This window comes from Cellulomonas sp. NPDC089187 (assembly GCF_040685135.1).
Classification (GTDB): Bacteria; Actinomycetota; Actinomycetes; order Actinomycetales; family Cellulomonadaceae; genus Cellulomonas.
On the sequence record NZ_JBFBHI010000001.1, the window covers coordinates 331478 to 346146 of the forward strand.

At 70.7% G+C, this 14669-nt stretch carries 15 protein-coding genes; all 15 read right to left on the reverse strand.

The window, feature by feature from the left end; translation table 11 throughout:
- Positions 1-9: 9 nt before the first annotated feature.
- The 15 genes from mihF to aroC all read right to left on the reverse strand — a co-directional run bounded on the left by mihF (position 10) and on the right by aroC (position 14622).
- Positions 10-321, reverse strand: a complete 312-nt coding sequence (mihF, locus tag AB0N78_RS01580; RefSeq protein ID WP_169165417.1) for an integration host factor, actinobacterial type — start codon at positions 319-321, stop codon at positions 10-12.
- Positions 322-528: 207 nt separating this feature from the next.
- Positions 529-1389: an orotidine-5'-phosphate decarboxylase gene (gene pyrF / locus AB0N78_RS01585; RefSeq protein ID WP_363384946.1), complete on the reverse strand. Its 861-nt coding sequence runs from the start codon at positions 1387-1389 to the stop codon at positions 529-531.
- On the reverse strand, positions 1386-4694 hold the full coding sequence (carB, locus tag AB0N78_RS01590; protein ID WP_363384949.1) for a carbamoyl-phosphate synthase large subunit: 3309 nt from the start codon (positions 4692-4694) through the stop codon (positions 1386-1388). The genes pyrF and carB overlap by 4 nt, the downstream gene beginning before the upstream one ends.
- The gene (gene carA / locus AB0N78_RS01595) at positions 4694-5860 is read right to left on the reverse strand and encodes a glutamine-hydrolyzing carbamoyl-phosphate synthase small subunit (RefSeq protein ID WP_363384952.1); all 1167 of its coding nucleotides are present in this window, start codon (positions 5858-5860) and stop codon (positions 4694-4696) included. Before carA ends, carB begins: the two co-directional genes overlap by 1 nt.
- Positions 5857-6351, reverse strand: coding sequence for a hypothetical protein (locus AB0N78_RS01600; protein WP_363384954.1), 495 nt, complete (start codon positions 6349-6351; stop codon positions 5857-5859). The genes carA and AB0N78_RS01600 overlap by 4 nt, the downstream gene beginning before the upstream one ends.
- Before the next feature lie 13 nt (positions 6352-6364).
- Entirely contained in the window at positions 6365-7708 is a 1344-nt protein-coding gene (locus AB0N78_RS01605; RefSeq protein ID WP_363384957.1) for a dihydroorotase, read from the reverse strand.
- A complete protein-coding gene (locus AB0N78_RS01610) occupies positions 7705-8742 on the reverse strand; it encodes an aspartate carbamoyltransferase catalytic subunit (protein WP_363384959.1) in 1038 nt (345 codons plus the stop codon). The genes AB0N78_RS01605 and AB0N78_RS01610 overlap by 4 nt, the downstream gene beginning before the upstream one ends.
- Positions 8742-9320, reverse strand: a complete 579-nt coding sequence (gene pyrR, locus AB0N78_RS01615; RefSeq protein ID WP_363384962.1) for a bifunctional pyr operon transcriptional regulator/uracil phosphoribosyltransferase PyrR — start codon at positions 9318-9320, stop codon at positions 8742-8744. The genes AB0N78_RS01610 and pyrR overlap by 1 nt, the downstream gene beginning before the upstream one ends.
- A 200-nt stretch (positions 9321-9520) precedes the next feature.
- Positions 9521-9937, reverse strand: coding sequence for a transcription antitermination factor NusB (gene nusB, locus AB0N78_RS01620; protein ID WP_363384964.1), 417 nt, complete (start codon positions 9935-9937; stop codon positions 9521-9523).
- A gap of 1 nt (position 9938) precedes the next feature.
- On the reverse strand, positions 9939-10502 hold the full coding sequence (efp, locus tag AB0N78_RS01625) for an elongation factor P (protein WP_363384967.1): 564 nt from the start codon (positions 10500-10502) through the stop codon (positions 9939-9941).
- A gap of 109 nt (positions 10503-10611) precedes the next feature.
- Entirely contained in the window at positions 10612-10986 is a 375-nt protein-coding gene (locus AB0N78_RS01630; RefSeq protein ID WP_363384970.1) for a hypothetical protein, read from the reverse strand.
- 29 nt (positions 10987-11015) lie between these two features.
- Positions 11016-11681, reverse strand: a complete 666-nt coding sequence (locus tag AB0N78_RS01635; protein ID WP_363384972.1) for a hypothetical protein — start codon at positions 11679-11681, stop codon at positions 11016-11018.
- Between the two features lie 91 nt (positions 11682-11772).
- A complete protein-coding gene (aroB, locus tag AB0N78_RS01640; RefSeq protein ID WP_363384974.1) occupies positions 11773-12897 on the reverse strand; it encodes a 3-dehydroquinate synthase in 1125 nt (374 codons plus the stop codon).
- A complete protein-coding gene (locus AB0N78_RS01645; protein WP_363384976.1) occupies positions 12890-13429 on the reverse strand; it encodes a shikimate kinase in 540 nt (179 codons plus the stop codon). Before AB0N78_RS01645 ends, aroB begins: the two co-directional genes overlap by 8 nt.
- Positions 13426-14622 (reverse strand): chorismate synthase, encoded by a 1197-nt coding sequence (gene aroC, locus AB0N78_RS01650; protein ID WP_363384979.1) that lies wholly within the window; start codon positions 14620-14622, stop codon positions 13426-13428. Before aroC ends, AB0N78_RS01645 begins: the two co-directional genes overlap by 4 nt.
- Positions 14623-14669: the final 47 nt, after the last annotated feature.

The window sequence follows — 14669 nt, forward strand, 5'->3', positions numbered from 1 at the left end:
CGGGACGACTCACCCGAAGCGGTCGACCAGCGCCTTCACCTGGTGCGGACCGAGGCCACGCACCCGCCGAGTCTCCGAGATGCCCACCTCGGAGATGATCTGGCGTGCCTTGACCTTACCGACTCCCGGCAGGGACTCGAGCAGGGCCAGCACCTTGAGCTTGCCGATGACCTCGTCCTTCTGGCCCTGGGCGATGACCTCGGAGAGCTTGCCCTGGGAGTACTTCAGCTTGTTCTTGACCTCCGCACGGGCCTGGCGGGCCGCCGCTGCCTTCTCGAGGGCTGCGGCGCGCTGCTCGGGAGTGAGAGTCGGAAGTGCCACGTCAGTCACCTTCTCATCGCTGGTCTGCGGGACAACTCATGAGACCGGTCATGCGCCCCCGACCGGCGGCGCCGGACGGCCTCATCGGTCGATACTGGCACGCAATCGTCGGTGTGGCACGTCACAACGATCGGCGATTCCACGGCACCTGCGCAGGTGGGACGCGGGACGACCATCCTCGGCCCGCCCCGCGTCCCGCTCGATGGGTCAGTCGCGCAGCGCGCGGGCGGCGTCTGCGGACGCGAGTTCGGCGGCGCGACGCAGCTCCGGCACACCGGGGCCCGCCGAGAGCACACCGCGCGAGGACGACGCCAGCACCGCGTTGCGTGCCGAGCCAAAGACCGCTGCCAACTCCGCAGGCCCAGCACCCTGTGCGCCGACCCCCGGAGCCAACAAAGGCCCGCGCACGGCGGCCAGGTCGACACCCAGCCGGGTCGCCGCGTCGCCGATGGTCGCCCCGACCACCAGGCCGACCGAGCCGAGCGGGGCACCAGAGCGCGCCGTCTCCGCAGCGTTCAAGGCTGCGGCGGACCGGGCGATCCGGTCGGCCACCGCCACGCCGTCGCCGTCGCGGGCGTGCTGGACGGTCGCCCCCTCCGGGTTGGAGGTCAGCGCGAGCACGAACAACCCCCGCCCGCTGGCCGCAGCTGCCTGCACCGCGGGCTCCAGCGACCCGAAGCCCAGATACGGCGACACGGTCAGCGCGTCCCCGGCCAACGGTGACCCGTCCCGCAGGAACGCATCCGCGTAGGCACCCATGGTCGAGCCGATATCCCCGCGCTTGGCGTCGACGATCACCAGGGTGCCGGTCTCCCGGCCCGCAGCAATCACCTCCTCCAGCACGGCCAGCCCCGCCGAGCCGTGTCGCTCGAAGAACGCGCTCTGCGGCTTGACCGCGGCCACCCGACCGGCCACCGCCTCCATCACCGTCAACGCGAAGGCCCGCAGACCCGCGACATCGTCGGTCAGGTCCCAGTCGGCCAGCAGGGAGGCGTGCGGGTCGATGCCCACACACAGCGGACCGTGGGCATCCATCGCCGCGCCGAGCCGCGCACCGAAGGTGCTCACAGCGCCGCCGCCCGGGCCGTGTCGTGCTCCTGCAGCGAAGCGACGGTGAACGGGCCGGAGCGGGCCGCCTCGATGGCCTGCACCGCGGCGGACAGCTGCTGGACGGTGGTGACGATGGCCTTGTCAGCAGCGGTGGTGGCGGCGCGGATCTCGTAGCCGTCCGCCCGAGCACCCTGACCGGAGGGGGTGTTCACCACCATGTCGACCTCACCGGAGGCGATCAGGTCCACGATGGTCGGCTCCCCCGCCGGACCACGACCGGCCGAGTTCTTGCGGACCACGGTTGACTCGATGCCGCTGCGCTTGAGCACCGCGGCGGTGCCCTCGGTGGCCAGGATCTCGAACCCGAGCTCGGACAGCCGCTTCACCGGGAAGACGATGGAGCGCTTGTCCCGGTCCGCGACAGAGATGAACACGGTGCCGGACTCCGGCAGCCCGCCGAAGGCCGCCGCCTGGGACTTGGCGAAGGCGGTCGGGAAGTCAGAGTCGAAGCCCATCACCTCACCGGTGGAGCGCATCTCCGGGCCGAGCACCGTGTCCACTGCGGTGCCGTCAGCGGTGCGGAACCGCTTGAACGGCAGCACGGCCTCCTTGACCGCAATGGGCGCGTCCAGGTCGATCACCCGGGCGTCGGTGGCGGGCAGCACACCGGAGGCGCGCAGGTCGGCGATGGACGAGCCGGTCATCACCAGTGCGGCGGCCTTGGCCAGCGGCACCCCGGTCGCCTTGGAGACGAAGGGCACCGTGCGCGAGGCCCGGGGGTTCGCCTCCAGGACGTAGAGCACGTCGGAGGCCAGCGCGAACTGGATGTTGAGCAACCCGCGGACCCCGACCCCCTTCGCGATGGCCTCGGTGGACACCCGAATGCGCTCCAGCTCGGCGGCGGACAGCGTGATCGGAGGGAGCACACAGGCCGAGTCACCGGAGTGGATACCGGCCTCCTCGATGTGCTCCATCACGCCACCCAGGAACAGCTCGGTGCCGTCGTAGAGCGCATCCACGTCGATCTCGATCGCGTCGTCCAGGAACCGGTCGATCAGCAGCGGCGGCATGTGCGCCCGACCCGACTGCGCGGCATCGGCCAGCGCCCGCTCCACGTACTCGGTCAGCTGCTCGACGGAGTACACGATCTCCATCCCGCGACCGCCCAGCACGTAGGACGGCCGGACCAGCACCGGGTACCCGATCCGCTCGGCGGTGGCCTTCGCGGCAGCCAGGCTGGTGGCGGTGCCGAAGGCCGGCGCGGGCAGCCCCGCCTCGGCCAGCACCCCACCGAAGACCCCGCGATCCTCAGCGGCGTCGATGGCCTCCGGGCTGGTGCCCAGGATCGGCAGCCCGGCATCCGCCAGCCGCTGCGCTAGCGACAGCGGGGTCTGACCACCGAGCTGAACGATGATCCCGGCCACCGGTCCGGCGGCGCGCTCGGCCTCGTAGACCTCCAGCACGTCCTCAAAGGTCAGCGGCTCGAAGTAGAGCCGGTCGGCGGTGTCGTAGTCGGTGGACACCGTCTCCGGGTTGCAGTTGACCATCACGGTCTCGAACCGGTCCTTGAGCGCCAGGGTGGCGTGCACACAGGAGTAGTCGAACTCGATGCCCTGCCCGATCCGGTTCGGGCCTGAGCCCAGGATCAGCACGGCCGGACGCTCACGTGGGGCGACCTCAGTCTCCTCGTCGTAGGACGAGTAGTGGTACGGCGTGCGCGCGGCGAACTCGGCGGCGCAGGTGTCCACCGTCTTGAACACCGGACGCAGGCCCAGGGCGTGCCGGACCTCGCGCACCACGTCCTCGTTCATCCCGCGCAATGCCGCGATCTGGACGTCGGACAGCCCGTGCCGCTTGGCCCGGGCCAGCACCGCACGGGTCAGCTCCGGGGCGTCCGCGGTGGCGGCGGCGACCTCGTTCATCAGCTGGATCTGGTCCAGGAACCACGGGTCGATGCCGGTGATCGCGTAGACCTCGTCCACGCTCACCCCGGCCCGGAGCACCTGCTGCACGTCCACCAGGCGGTGCTCGGTCGGGTGGTCGATGGTCGACTTCAGGGCGTCCAGCTCCGCGCCGGTCAGCGCCTGGCCGTCCCAGTGGAAGGTGGTGCCCTTCTTGTCGATGGACCGCAGCGCCTTGCCCAGCGCCTCGGTGAAGTTGCGGCCCAGCGCCATCGCCTCGCCCACCGACTTCATGGTGGTGGTCAGCGTCGGGTCGGCGGCCGGGAACTTCTCAAAGGCGAAGCGCGGCACCTTGACCACCACGTAGTCCAGGGTCGGCTCGAAGGACGCCGGAGTGGAGCCGGTGATGTCGTTCGGGATCTCATCCAGGGTGTAGCCCACCGCCAGGCGGGCAGCGATCTTGGCGATCGGGAAGCCAGTGGCCTTGGACGCCAGCGCCGAGGACCGGGACACCCGGGGGTTCATCTCGATCACGATGATCCGGCCAGTCTTCGGGTCCACGGCGAACTGGATGTTGCAGCCGCCGGTGTCGACGCCGACCTCGCGGATCACCGCGATGCCGATGTCCCGCAGCTTCTGGTACTCGCGGTCCGTCAGGGTCAGCGCCGGGGCGACCGTGACGCTGTCGCCGGTGTGCACCCCCACCGGGTCGACGTTCTCGATGGAGCAGACCACCACGACGTTGTCGTGCTTGTCCCGCATCAGCTCCAGCTCGTACTCCTTCCAACCGAGGATCGACTCCTCCAGGAGCACCTCGGTGGTCGGCGAGTAGTGCAGGCCCTGGCCGACGATCCGGCGCAGGTCCGCCTCGTCATAGGCGATGCCGGAGCCGAGGCCACCCATGGTGAAGGACGGGCGGACCACCACGGGGTAGCCCAGGTCCTCCACTGCGGCCAGGGCCTCGTCGATGGTGTGGATGATCGCCGAGCGGGCGGACTCGCCGCCGCAGATCTCCACCACCTTCTTGAACTGCTCGCGGTCCTCGCCCTTCTGGATCGCCGGGATGTTCGCGCCGATCAGCTCGACGTCGTACTCGGCCAGCACCCCGGCCTCGTCCAGCGCGATGGCGGCGTTCAGCGCGGTCTGACCGCCCAAGGTCGGCAGGATCGCATCCGGCCGCTCCTTGGCGATGATCGTGGTCAGCACCTCGGTGGTGATCGGCTCGACGTAGGTGGCGTCGGCAAACTCCGGGTCGGTCATGATCGTCGCCGGGTTGGAGTTCACCAGGATGACCCGCAGGCCCTCCTCCTTGAGCACCCGGCAGGCCTGGGTGCCCGAGTAGTCGAACTCGCAGGCCTGGCCGATGACGATCGGGCCGGAGCCAATGACCAGGACGGACTGGATGTCGGTGCGGCGCGGCATCAGGCGTCCGTCCCTTCGGTGGTGGTGGTCTGCATCAGGTCGAGGAAGCGGTCGAAGAGGTAGCCGGCGTCATGCGGACCGGCGGCGGCCTCCGGGTGGTACTGCACGCTGAATGCGGGCAGGTCCAGGGCGTTCAGCCCCTCCACCACGTTGTCGTTGAGGTCGATGTGCGAGACCTCGACCCGGCCGTAACGGCCACCGTCGTGCGGGGCCACGGACTCCCCGTCGATCGGGGCATCCACCGCGAAGCCGTGGTTGTGCGCGGTGATCTCCACTTTGCCGGTGCGGCGGTCCAGCACCGGCTGGTTCACGCCGCGGTGGCCGTAGCCGAGCTTGTAGGTGCCGTAGCCGAGTGCCCGGCCGAGCAGCTGGTTGCCGTAGCAGATACCGAAGAACGGGATCTTGCGGTCCAACACCGCGCGCAGCAGCTCGATCTCATGGGTGGCGGCACCGGGGTCACCGGGTCCGTTAGAGAAGAACACCCCGTCCGGGCTGACCGCCAGCACGTCCTCGATGGTCGACATCGCGGGCAGCACGTGCACCTCGATGCCGCGCTCGGCCATCCGCTGCGGGGTCATCGCCTTGATGCCGAGGTCCAGCGCGGCCACCCGGGCCACGGTCTCGCCGATGGCAGGCACCACGTAGGGCTCGGTGGTGGAGACCTCACCGGCCAGGTCGGCACCGGACATCTGCGGGGAGGACTGCACCCGCGCCACCAGGTCCTCCGTGGTTCGGGGGCGGCCCGCGTCGTCCAGCAGCGCGTCACCAGAGACGATCACCGCCCGCATCACGCCACGCTCGCGCAGGTGCCGGGTCAGGGCGCGGGTGTCGATCCCGCTGATCCCGACCACACCCTGCGCGGCCAGCTCCTCGTCCAGTGACCGCTCGGAGCGCCAGTTCGAGGCGCGGCGGGCAGGGTCGCGGACCACGTAGCCGGACACCCAGATCTGCCCGGACTCGGGGTCCTCGTCGTTCACACCGGTGTTCCCGATATGCGGGGCGGTCATCACGACGATCTGCTTGTAATAGCTCGGGTCGGTCAGCGTCTCCTGGTAGCCGGTCATCCCGGTGTTGAAGACGATCTCGCCCAGGGTCTCGCCGGTGGCCCCGTAGGCCTCGCCGGTGAACGTCCGCCCGTCCTCGAGGACCAGCAGTGCGTCCGTCATCGTGTCTCCTTCGTGTGCTCAATCAGGCTGGTGGCGGCCTCGCGCAGGGTCAGCGCGTCAGCCGGGTGTCGTAGGCGCAGGCCGGTGTCCAGCTCATGCGCGCCATTGCGCCAGGTCAGGACGGTCAGGCCATCGCCGCCGACCACCTTCCCGGCCATGCCGCCGGAGGTGCCGACCCCGAGCAGATCCGCCCGGGGCAGGAACACATCCGGCGCCCCTCGTCGTCGCAGGGTGACCCCGGCGTCCCAGACCTGGGCGGTCACGGTGGACTTCACGCCCAGCCCGTGCGCCGCCACCCGGTCCAGCCAGTCACCGGAGCGGGTGGTCGAGACGTAGGTGCCGTCCAACTCCTCGGTGCGGGCCTCGCCCAGGTCGGCGGGTGCAGGCGTGGGGGTGGGGACGTCCGAGGTCACACGCACCCGACGCCGCCAGCCGACGACCATCAGCACGATCAGCGCCAGGCCGAGCACGCAGAGGATCGTCACGCTCACCGCGGGGGGCATGTCAGCGTGCCTCCTGTCGACCGACGGCGTACCGGGGTGCCAGCGGGTCGTCCTGCGGCACACCGTCCAGCACCGTGGCCCGTCCGCGCAGGAAGGTGGCCACCACCCGACCGGGCAGCTCTCGTCCGCGCAGCGGCGAGTTGGTCGACGCGGTGGCCTGCTCCTCCGGCACCACGGTCCGGGTCGCCGCCGGGTCCACCAGCACCACGTTGGCCGGTTCGCCCACCGCGATGGGTCGGCCCTGATCCGGCACCCGACCGATCCGCGCCGGGGTCCTCGACAGCACCCGGGCGACATCCGCCCAGGTCATCCGGCCGGTGTCCACCATCGTCTGCTGCACTACGGACAGCGCGGTCTCCAGACCAGTCATCCCGAAGGCAGCGGCCGCCCACTCGCAGTCCTTGTCCTCGCGGGTGTGCGGGGCGTGGTCGGTGCCGACGATGTCGATGGTGCCGTCTGCCAGCCCTTCGCGCACCGCGTCCACATCGGCCTGGGTGCGCAACGGCGGGTTGACCTTATAGATCGGGTCGTAGCCGCGGGCCAGGTCGTCGGTGAGCAGCAGGTGGTGCGGGGTCACCTCCGCGGTGACATCGATCCCCCGCGACTTGGCCCAGCGGATGATCTCCACTGACCCGGCGGTCGACAGGTGGCAGACGTGCAGCCGGGAACCGACGTGCTCGGCCAGCAGCACATCGCGGGCGATGATCGCCTCCTCCGCCACCGCGGGCCAGCCCTGCAAGCCGATCTCCGCGGAGACGATCCCCTCGTGCATCTGCGCGCCCTCGGTCAGCCGCGGCTCCTGCGCGTGCTGGGCGATCACCCCGTCGAAGGCCTTCACGTACTCCAGTGCCCGGCGCATCAACACCGGGTCGTGCACGCACTTGCCGTCATCGGAGAACACCCGGACGGTGGCGGCAGAGTCGGCCATCGCGCCCAGCTCGGCCAGCTGCTCCCCCGCCAATCCAACGCTCACCGCGCCGACCGGGTGCACATCCACCCAGCCCGCCTCGCGGCCCAGCCGCCAGACCTGCTCGACCACACCGGCGGTGTCCTGCACCGGGGTGGTGTTGGCCATCGCATGCACCGCAGTGAAACCCCCCACCGCCGCGGCCCGGGTGCCGGAGGCGATGGTCTCGGCATCCTCCCGGCCCGGCTCGCGCAGGTGGGTGTGCAGATCGACCAGCCCGGGCAGCAACACCAGACCGTCGGCGGCGATCTGCACCGCGTCGGCCGGGGCGCTCTTGCGGGCGTCGGCACCCATCGCGGCAATCACGCCGTCGTGCAGCAGCAGATCAGTGCGGCCCTCACCCAGCGGGGCGGCATCGGTGATCAGGTAGGTGGTCATCGGGTCGCCTCCGGGGTCGGCACAGCGGTCAGGGCAGGGAGGGCACCGGTGGTCGGCGCAGTGCCGGGCACATCGCCGTCACCGGACAACAGCAGGTACAGCGCCGCCATCCGCACCGCCACCCCGTTCGCCACCTGCTCCACGATCACCGACCGCGGCGAGTCGGCCGCGTCAGCGCTGATCTCCAGCCCGCGGTTCATCGGACCGGGGTGCATCACGATGGCGTGCTCCGGCAGCATCGCCAGACGTCGTGCGTCCAACCCGTACAACCGGGTGTACTCCAGCGGCCCGGGGAAGAATCCCCCACCCGCTGTCGACATCCGCTCCCGCTGCACCCGAAGCATCATCACCGCATCCGGCTGCTCGGCCAGCACCTCGTCCAGGTGGTAGGACACCGCACACGGCCAAGGCTCGACGCCGACCGGCAGCAGAGTCGGCGGTGCCACCAGGGTCACCCGCGCGCCCAGGGTGTGCAGCAGGTCGACATTCGACCGGGCCACCCGGGAGTGCAGCACGTCACCGACCACCGCGATGTGCAGCCCGCTCAGGTCCGCGCCGACGCCATCGGGGTTCTCCACCGTGCCGCGCAGATGCCGGCGGATCGTGAAGGCATCCAGCAGCGCCTGGGTCGGGTGCTGGTGGGTGCCGTCCCCGGCGTTCAGCACCGCCGCTTTGGTCCAGCCCGCATGGGCCAGCGTGTGCGGGGCACCGGAGGCCTGATGCCGGATGACGATCGCATCCGCCCCCATCGCCTCCAGGGTCAACGCGGTGTCTTTGAGCGACTCGCCCTTGGAGACGCTGGACCCCTTGGCAGCAAAGTTGATCACATCCGCGCTCAGCCGCTTGGCCGCGGTCTCGAAGGAGATCCGGGTCCGCGTGCTGTCCTCGAAGAACAGGTTCACCACCGTCCGCCCGCGCAGCGTCGGCAGCTTCTTGATCTGACGGCCCTGGGTCGCGGCCATCTGGCTCGCGGTGTCCAGCACCCCGATCGCCGCAGCCGTGTCCAGATCCGCGGTGCTCAGCAGGTGCCGCATCAGGCACCACCCTCGATGATCACCGCGTCCGAGCCGTCGGTCTCGGCCAGCTGCACCCGCACCCGCTCCGAGGTCGAGGTCGGCAGGTTCTTGCCCACGTAGTCCGCCCGGATCGGCAGCTCCCGGTGCCCGCGGTCCACCAGCACCGCCAGCTGCACCGCCCGGGGCCGCCCCAGGTCGTTGATCGCGTCCAGCGCCGCCCGGATCGTCCGACCGGAGAACAGCACGTCGTCGACCAACACCACGACCTTGCCGTCCACACCCTCGGCGGGCTCCACGGTCTGGCCGATCACCCGGGTCGGGTGCTGCGCCAGGTCGTCGCGGTACATCGTCACGTCCAGCGCGCCGACGATCTGCGCCGCCTCGACCTCCGGCTCCACCGCGGCCAGCCGCTCAGCCAGCCGCTGCGCCAGTGGGACGCCACGGGTCGGGATGCCGAGGACAACCACCTCAGCGCCGCCCTTATTGCGTTCCAGGATCTCGTGCGCGATGCGCGTCAGTGCGCGCGCCACATCCTGCTCGCCCAGCACGACGGTGGATCCACCACCGCCGCCGGGCACACCTGTGCCGGAGCTCATCCGGGCCACTCCTTCCCCGCCTCACGGGACGGTGTTAAAGGAACTGCCTATCGCCGATGACGATACCCCGGGTCGAAGGACCCAGACACCAGTCGTCCGCGTGAACTGCGCCACGGGAGCTCCACACCGGGTCGACCCCGAGGACTGAGACGGCAGAAGGCCCCGAACACCGTGGGGTGTTCGGGGCCTTCGATGCGTGTTCAGCCGAGCAGCGTCGGCTTGAGGTCCACCACCCGACCGAGCAGCCCGTTCACAAACGACGGACTCTCATCGGTGGACAGCGTGCGGGCCAACTCGACGGCCTCATCCACGGCCACCGCATCGGGCACGTCCTCGTTGAACAGGATCTCCCAGGTGCCCAGGCGCAGCAGCACCCGGTCGACCGCGGGCATCCGGTCCAGCGTCCAGCCGTGGGAGTGGGTGGACAGCACCTCATCGATCCGGTCCTGCTGGGCACACACACCCTCGACCAGCTCGACCGAGTACTGCGGCAGCGCCGCCTCGGTGCCCGGCTCGACGATCCGCTCGGCGAGCAGCGTCATCGGGGCGACGCGGCGCTGCTCCGCCTCGAACAGGACGTCCAGCGCGCGCTTGCGGGCCTTGGTGCGAGCTCCCACGTCAGTCGTTCACGCGACCCAGGTAGGAACCGTCGCGGGTGTCGACCTTGACCTTGGTGTCGGCCTCCAAGAACAGCGGCACCTGGATCTGGTAGCCGGTCTCCAGCGTGGCCGGCTTGGTGCCACCGGTGGAGCGGTCACCCTGCAGTCCGGGCTCGGTGTAGGTGATCAGCAGCACCACCGACGGCGGCAGCTCGACGAACAGCGGGTTGCCCTCGTTGGTGGCGACCGTGGCGATCTGACCCTCAAGCATGAAGTTCGCGGCGTCGCCGACCGTGGCGGCCGGGATCGTGATCTGGTCGTAGGTGTCGGTGTCCATGAAGACGAAGTCGTCGCCCTCCATGTACAGGTACTGCATGTCGCGCTTGTCGACGTTGGCGGTCTCGACCTTCAGACCCGCGTTGAAGGTCCGGTCCACCGTCTTGCCCGACAGGACGTTCTTGAGCTTGGTGCGGACGAAGGCACCGCCCTTGCCCGGCTTCACGTGCTGGAACTCGATGACCGTCCAGAGCTGGCCGTCGATCTTCAGCACGGTGCCGTTCTTGAGGTCGTTGGTCGTCGCCACGTTCGCTGCTTCCTGTCGAGTCTGGGTCGTCGGTCCGGGCGATTCACGCCGGTCGGACCGGTTCCGGGCCGCCGACCATCGTAGCGGGTGCCCGATGACCTGCCGAACGTCAGCGCGTCAACAGCCAGTGACCGAGCGCGCCGACCCCACCGGCCCACAGCATGGAGGCCAGCGTGCCGATCACGAATCGTTCGGAGACCCCAGGGGTGTCACCGGCACGCAGCTCCGGGTAGCGCCCCAGACCCTTGACGGCGACGACGACGGCCACACCCCCGGGCTGCCCGACCAGGAGGCACCCGGTGACCGCAAGCCGTTCCAAGATACCGATCCAGGTGCCGCCACGCAGCCGCTCCCCTGCACGTCGCACCTGCCCGGTGCCGCCCCGGTCGGCGAGCCGGAGCACCAGAGCGCACAGCCACCACCCCGCGCCCGCACTGACCACCAGCGCGGCCAGGCCGACCGCGATTACCGCCCCCGGATGCATGCCCGCTCCCGTCGCTCGCCCCGCGCGAGTCAGCCATCCTGCCGGGCGCCACCGACACGGCCGAGCAGGCGCGCCGCCGCCGGGCGCGCGGCACGTTCCTCGTCCCAGAGCCCCGCGGCGAGCCGAGCACTGACCGCCTGTTGGGTGATGCTGAGCGCGTCCGCGACATCCTGTTGCCGCTCGCCCTGCACCACCCGGTCCACCACGGCCCAGCCGGCAACACTGCGGCGGCGGATGACCGCGCCGATCAGACTGAGTACGGCCTCGGCGTCGGCGGCGGCCTCGGCATCGACGCCGCGCACCGCGAGCGGGACCGTCCTGCTGCGCGATTTGGCGGCCTCGACTGCCTCCCGTGCCGCGATGAAGGCCTCACCAGCAGACGCCCGGGCACTCTCGGCCAGCGGGAGCCGCACCGGTCCGGCTCCGATGCCGATGCTCCACCCGCCGATCCGGAGCAGGTGGAGGGCGAGGTCCAGCGTCAGCACCGGGTCGTCCAGCACCACCTGCGCCTCATCGCCCACCGTGCGCTCGAGCGGGAGTACCAGGCCGGCCGGCGTGCGCGGCGGGTGTCCGCCGTGGGGCAGCGCCGGTGCGCGTCCGGCCAGCGGACCGCGCACCCGCAGCTCGGTCAGCAGCGCGGGGAGCAAGTCGTCGCTGCGGCGGCTGCCAATCTGGTCGAGCGTGAGCACGAACATGCCCACAGGCTACCAACAAGCCTGTGCCTTTGTACTTTCCACAACAAACTTGGGGCGTTGTACGAGTACCACCGCGGAGGGCGTGCCCCCGCTACAGCGAGATGGCGTTGTGCGCCACCGCACCCTCGGCAATCTCGGCGTAGGCCGCCAGTAGCAGGGCAGGATCGGGCCCCTCCAATCGCACCGGCCGTGCGATGTCCTCCAACACCACAAAGCGCAGCAGATCGCCACGGGCCTTCTTGTCCCGGCGCATCGCTGCGGACAGCTGATCCCAGCGGTCCCCCCGGTAGCCGACCGGCAGGCCGAGACCGGTGAGGATCTCCCGGTGCCGGGCGACCACCGCGTCATCCAGTTTGCCCGCCAACCGGGCCAGCTCCGCGGCGAAGACCATCCCCACACTCACCGCCGCGCCGTGCCGCCAGGAGTAGCGCTCGACATGCTCGATGGCGTGCCCCAGGGTGTGCCCGTAGTTGAGGATCTCCCGCAGGCCGTTCTCCCGGAGGTCCTGGCCGACCACCGTCGCCTTGACCGTGACCGCGCGTTCGACCAACTCGGCCAGCATGGCGGAGCCCGCCGCCCGCACCGGGTCAGTCACCAGGTTGCCGGCCTGCTCGACCACATCCAAGATCCGCGGATCAGCGATGAACCCGCACTTGACCACCTCACCGAGCCCTGCGACGTAGTCGTGCCGCGGCATCGACTCCAGTGCGGCCAGATCGCAGAGCACCCCGACCGGCGGGTGGAAGGTGCCGACCAGGTTCTTCCCCTCGACGGTGTTGATCCCGGTCTTGCCGCCGACCGCCGCGTCGACCATCGCCAGCAGGGTGGTCGGCACCTGGAGCACCTGCACCCCGCGCAACCAGGTGGAGGCCACGAATCCGGCCAGATCGGTGGTGGCACCCCCGCCCAGCCCGACGATGGCGTCCGAGCGGGTGAAGTCCGCCTGACCGAGCACCTGCCAGCAGAAGGCGGCGACCTGCGCGGACTTCTGCGGCTCGGCATCCGGGACCTCGGCCAGCACCGCCTCGAATCCCTGCGCGGTCAGGTCCTCCCGCACTGCCTCAGCGGTGGTGGCCAGCGCGGCGGGATGGATCACCAACACCTTGCGGACGCCGTCACGCAGCAGCGAGGGCAGTTCCCCCAGCAGGTGCCGGCCGATCAACACCGGGTAGGGCTGCCCCCCCGCCACCTCGACCCGACGCAGGTTCTCAGTCATCGTTCCCCTCCAGCCGTGCGACGATCCGTGCGGCCACCTCCTGCGGCGGCACCCGGTCGGTGTCGACCGCATGTGCGGCGAGTTCGCTGTACACCGGGCGACGCTGCTCCAGCAGCGCCTGCCACTGCGCGCGCGGGTTCCCGAGCAGAACCGGTCGTGGCTGGTTGAACCCGACCCGACCGGCGGCGGACGCCAGGGTGACCTGCAACCACACGATCGCACCACCTCCGGAGCGGTAGCGCGCCAGGGCCGTGCGGCTGTCGGCGTCCAACACCGCCCCACCGCCGACGGCAAGCACCCCGTCGTGTGCATCCAGCGCGGTCAGCACCGCGTCACGTTCCAGCTCGCGGAATCGTGGCTCGCCGTCCTCGACGAAGACCTCCGGGACGGACTTACCCGCCGCGAGGGCCACGTCGGCGTCGGTGTCCCGGAACCCCACGCCGAGCAGGTCAGCCAGCAGCGGGCCCACCGTGCTCTTGCCGGCACCGGGAGCGCCGATCAGCACGACCCGGGGCTGCGTCGGTGCGATCACCGCAGGAGCTCGGGGATCGACGCCAGGTACGCGTCCAGATTGCGACGCACCTCCGGCACCGAGTCGCCACCGGTCTTCTCCAGCAGGGTGTCGGCGAGCACCAGTGCCACCATCGCCTCGGCCACCACCGCCGCCGGGGGCACCGCGCACACATCGGAGCGCTGGTGCTGGGCCTTGGCAGAACCCCCGGTGGTGTCCACGGTGTCCAGCGCGCGCGGGACGGTGGAGATCGGCTTCATCGCCGCCCGGACCTTGAGGATCTCCCCGTTGGTCATGCCGCCCTCCAGGCCACCGGCCCGGTTGGACCGCCGCCGGATCACGCCGTCCGCATCGCGCTCCATCTCATCGTGCGCGGCCGAGCCACGACGCGTGGCGGTGCGGAAGCCGTCGCCGACCTCGACGCCCTTGATCGCCTGGATGCCCATCAACGCACCGGCCAGCCGGGAGTCCAACCGCCGGTCGGCGTGCACGTAGGAGCCGAGCCCGCTGGGCACGCCGTAGGCCAGCACCTCGACCACACCACCGAGGGTGTCCCCGGCCTTGTGGCACTCATCGATCTCCGCGACCATCGCCGCCGAGGTCTCCGGGTCAAAGCAGCGCACCGGATCGGCGTCCAACGCCGCCACGTCATCCGGGGTGGGCAACACCCGGTCCGCGCGCTCCTCGGGCACCGCCACCGGCCCGATGCCGACCACATGCGACACCAGACGAATCCCGGCGGCCTGCTCCAGGAACTTCGCCGCCACCAGGCCCAGTGCCACCCGGGTCGCGGTCTCCCGGGCGGAGGCTCGCTCCAGCACCGGCCGCGCGTCGTCGAATCCGTACTTGCGCATCCCCACCAGGTCCGCGTGCCCCGGACGCGGCCGGGTCAGCGGGGCGTTGCGGGCGCGGTTGAGCAGCTCCGGGTCGTCCACCGGGTCGGCGGCCATCACGTCGACCCACTTCGGCCACTCGGTGTTGCCGATCTCGATGGCCAGCGGCCCACCCTGACTGACCCCGTGCCGCAGACCCGCCAGGATGCGCACCTCGTCCTGCTCGAAGGACATCCGCGCGCCCCGGCCATAGCCCAGACGACGCCGGGCGAGGGCGGCCTGCACGTCGGCGGTGGTGACCTGCACCCCGGCCGGAAGGCCCTCCAGGATTCCCACCAGGGCGGGACCGTGCGACTCACCGGATGTCAACCAACGCAGCATGGGTCTGATCCTTTCACGCTCCGCAGGACGCACTGCGCCCCGGCCCA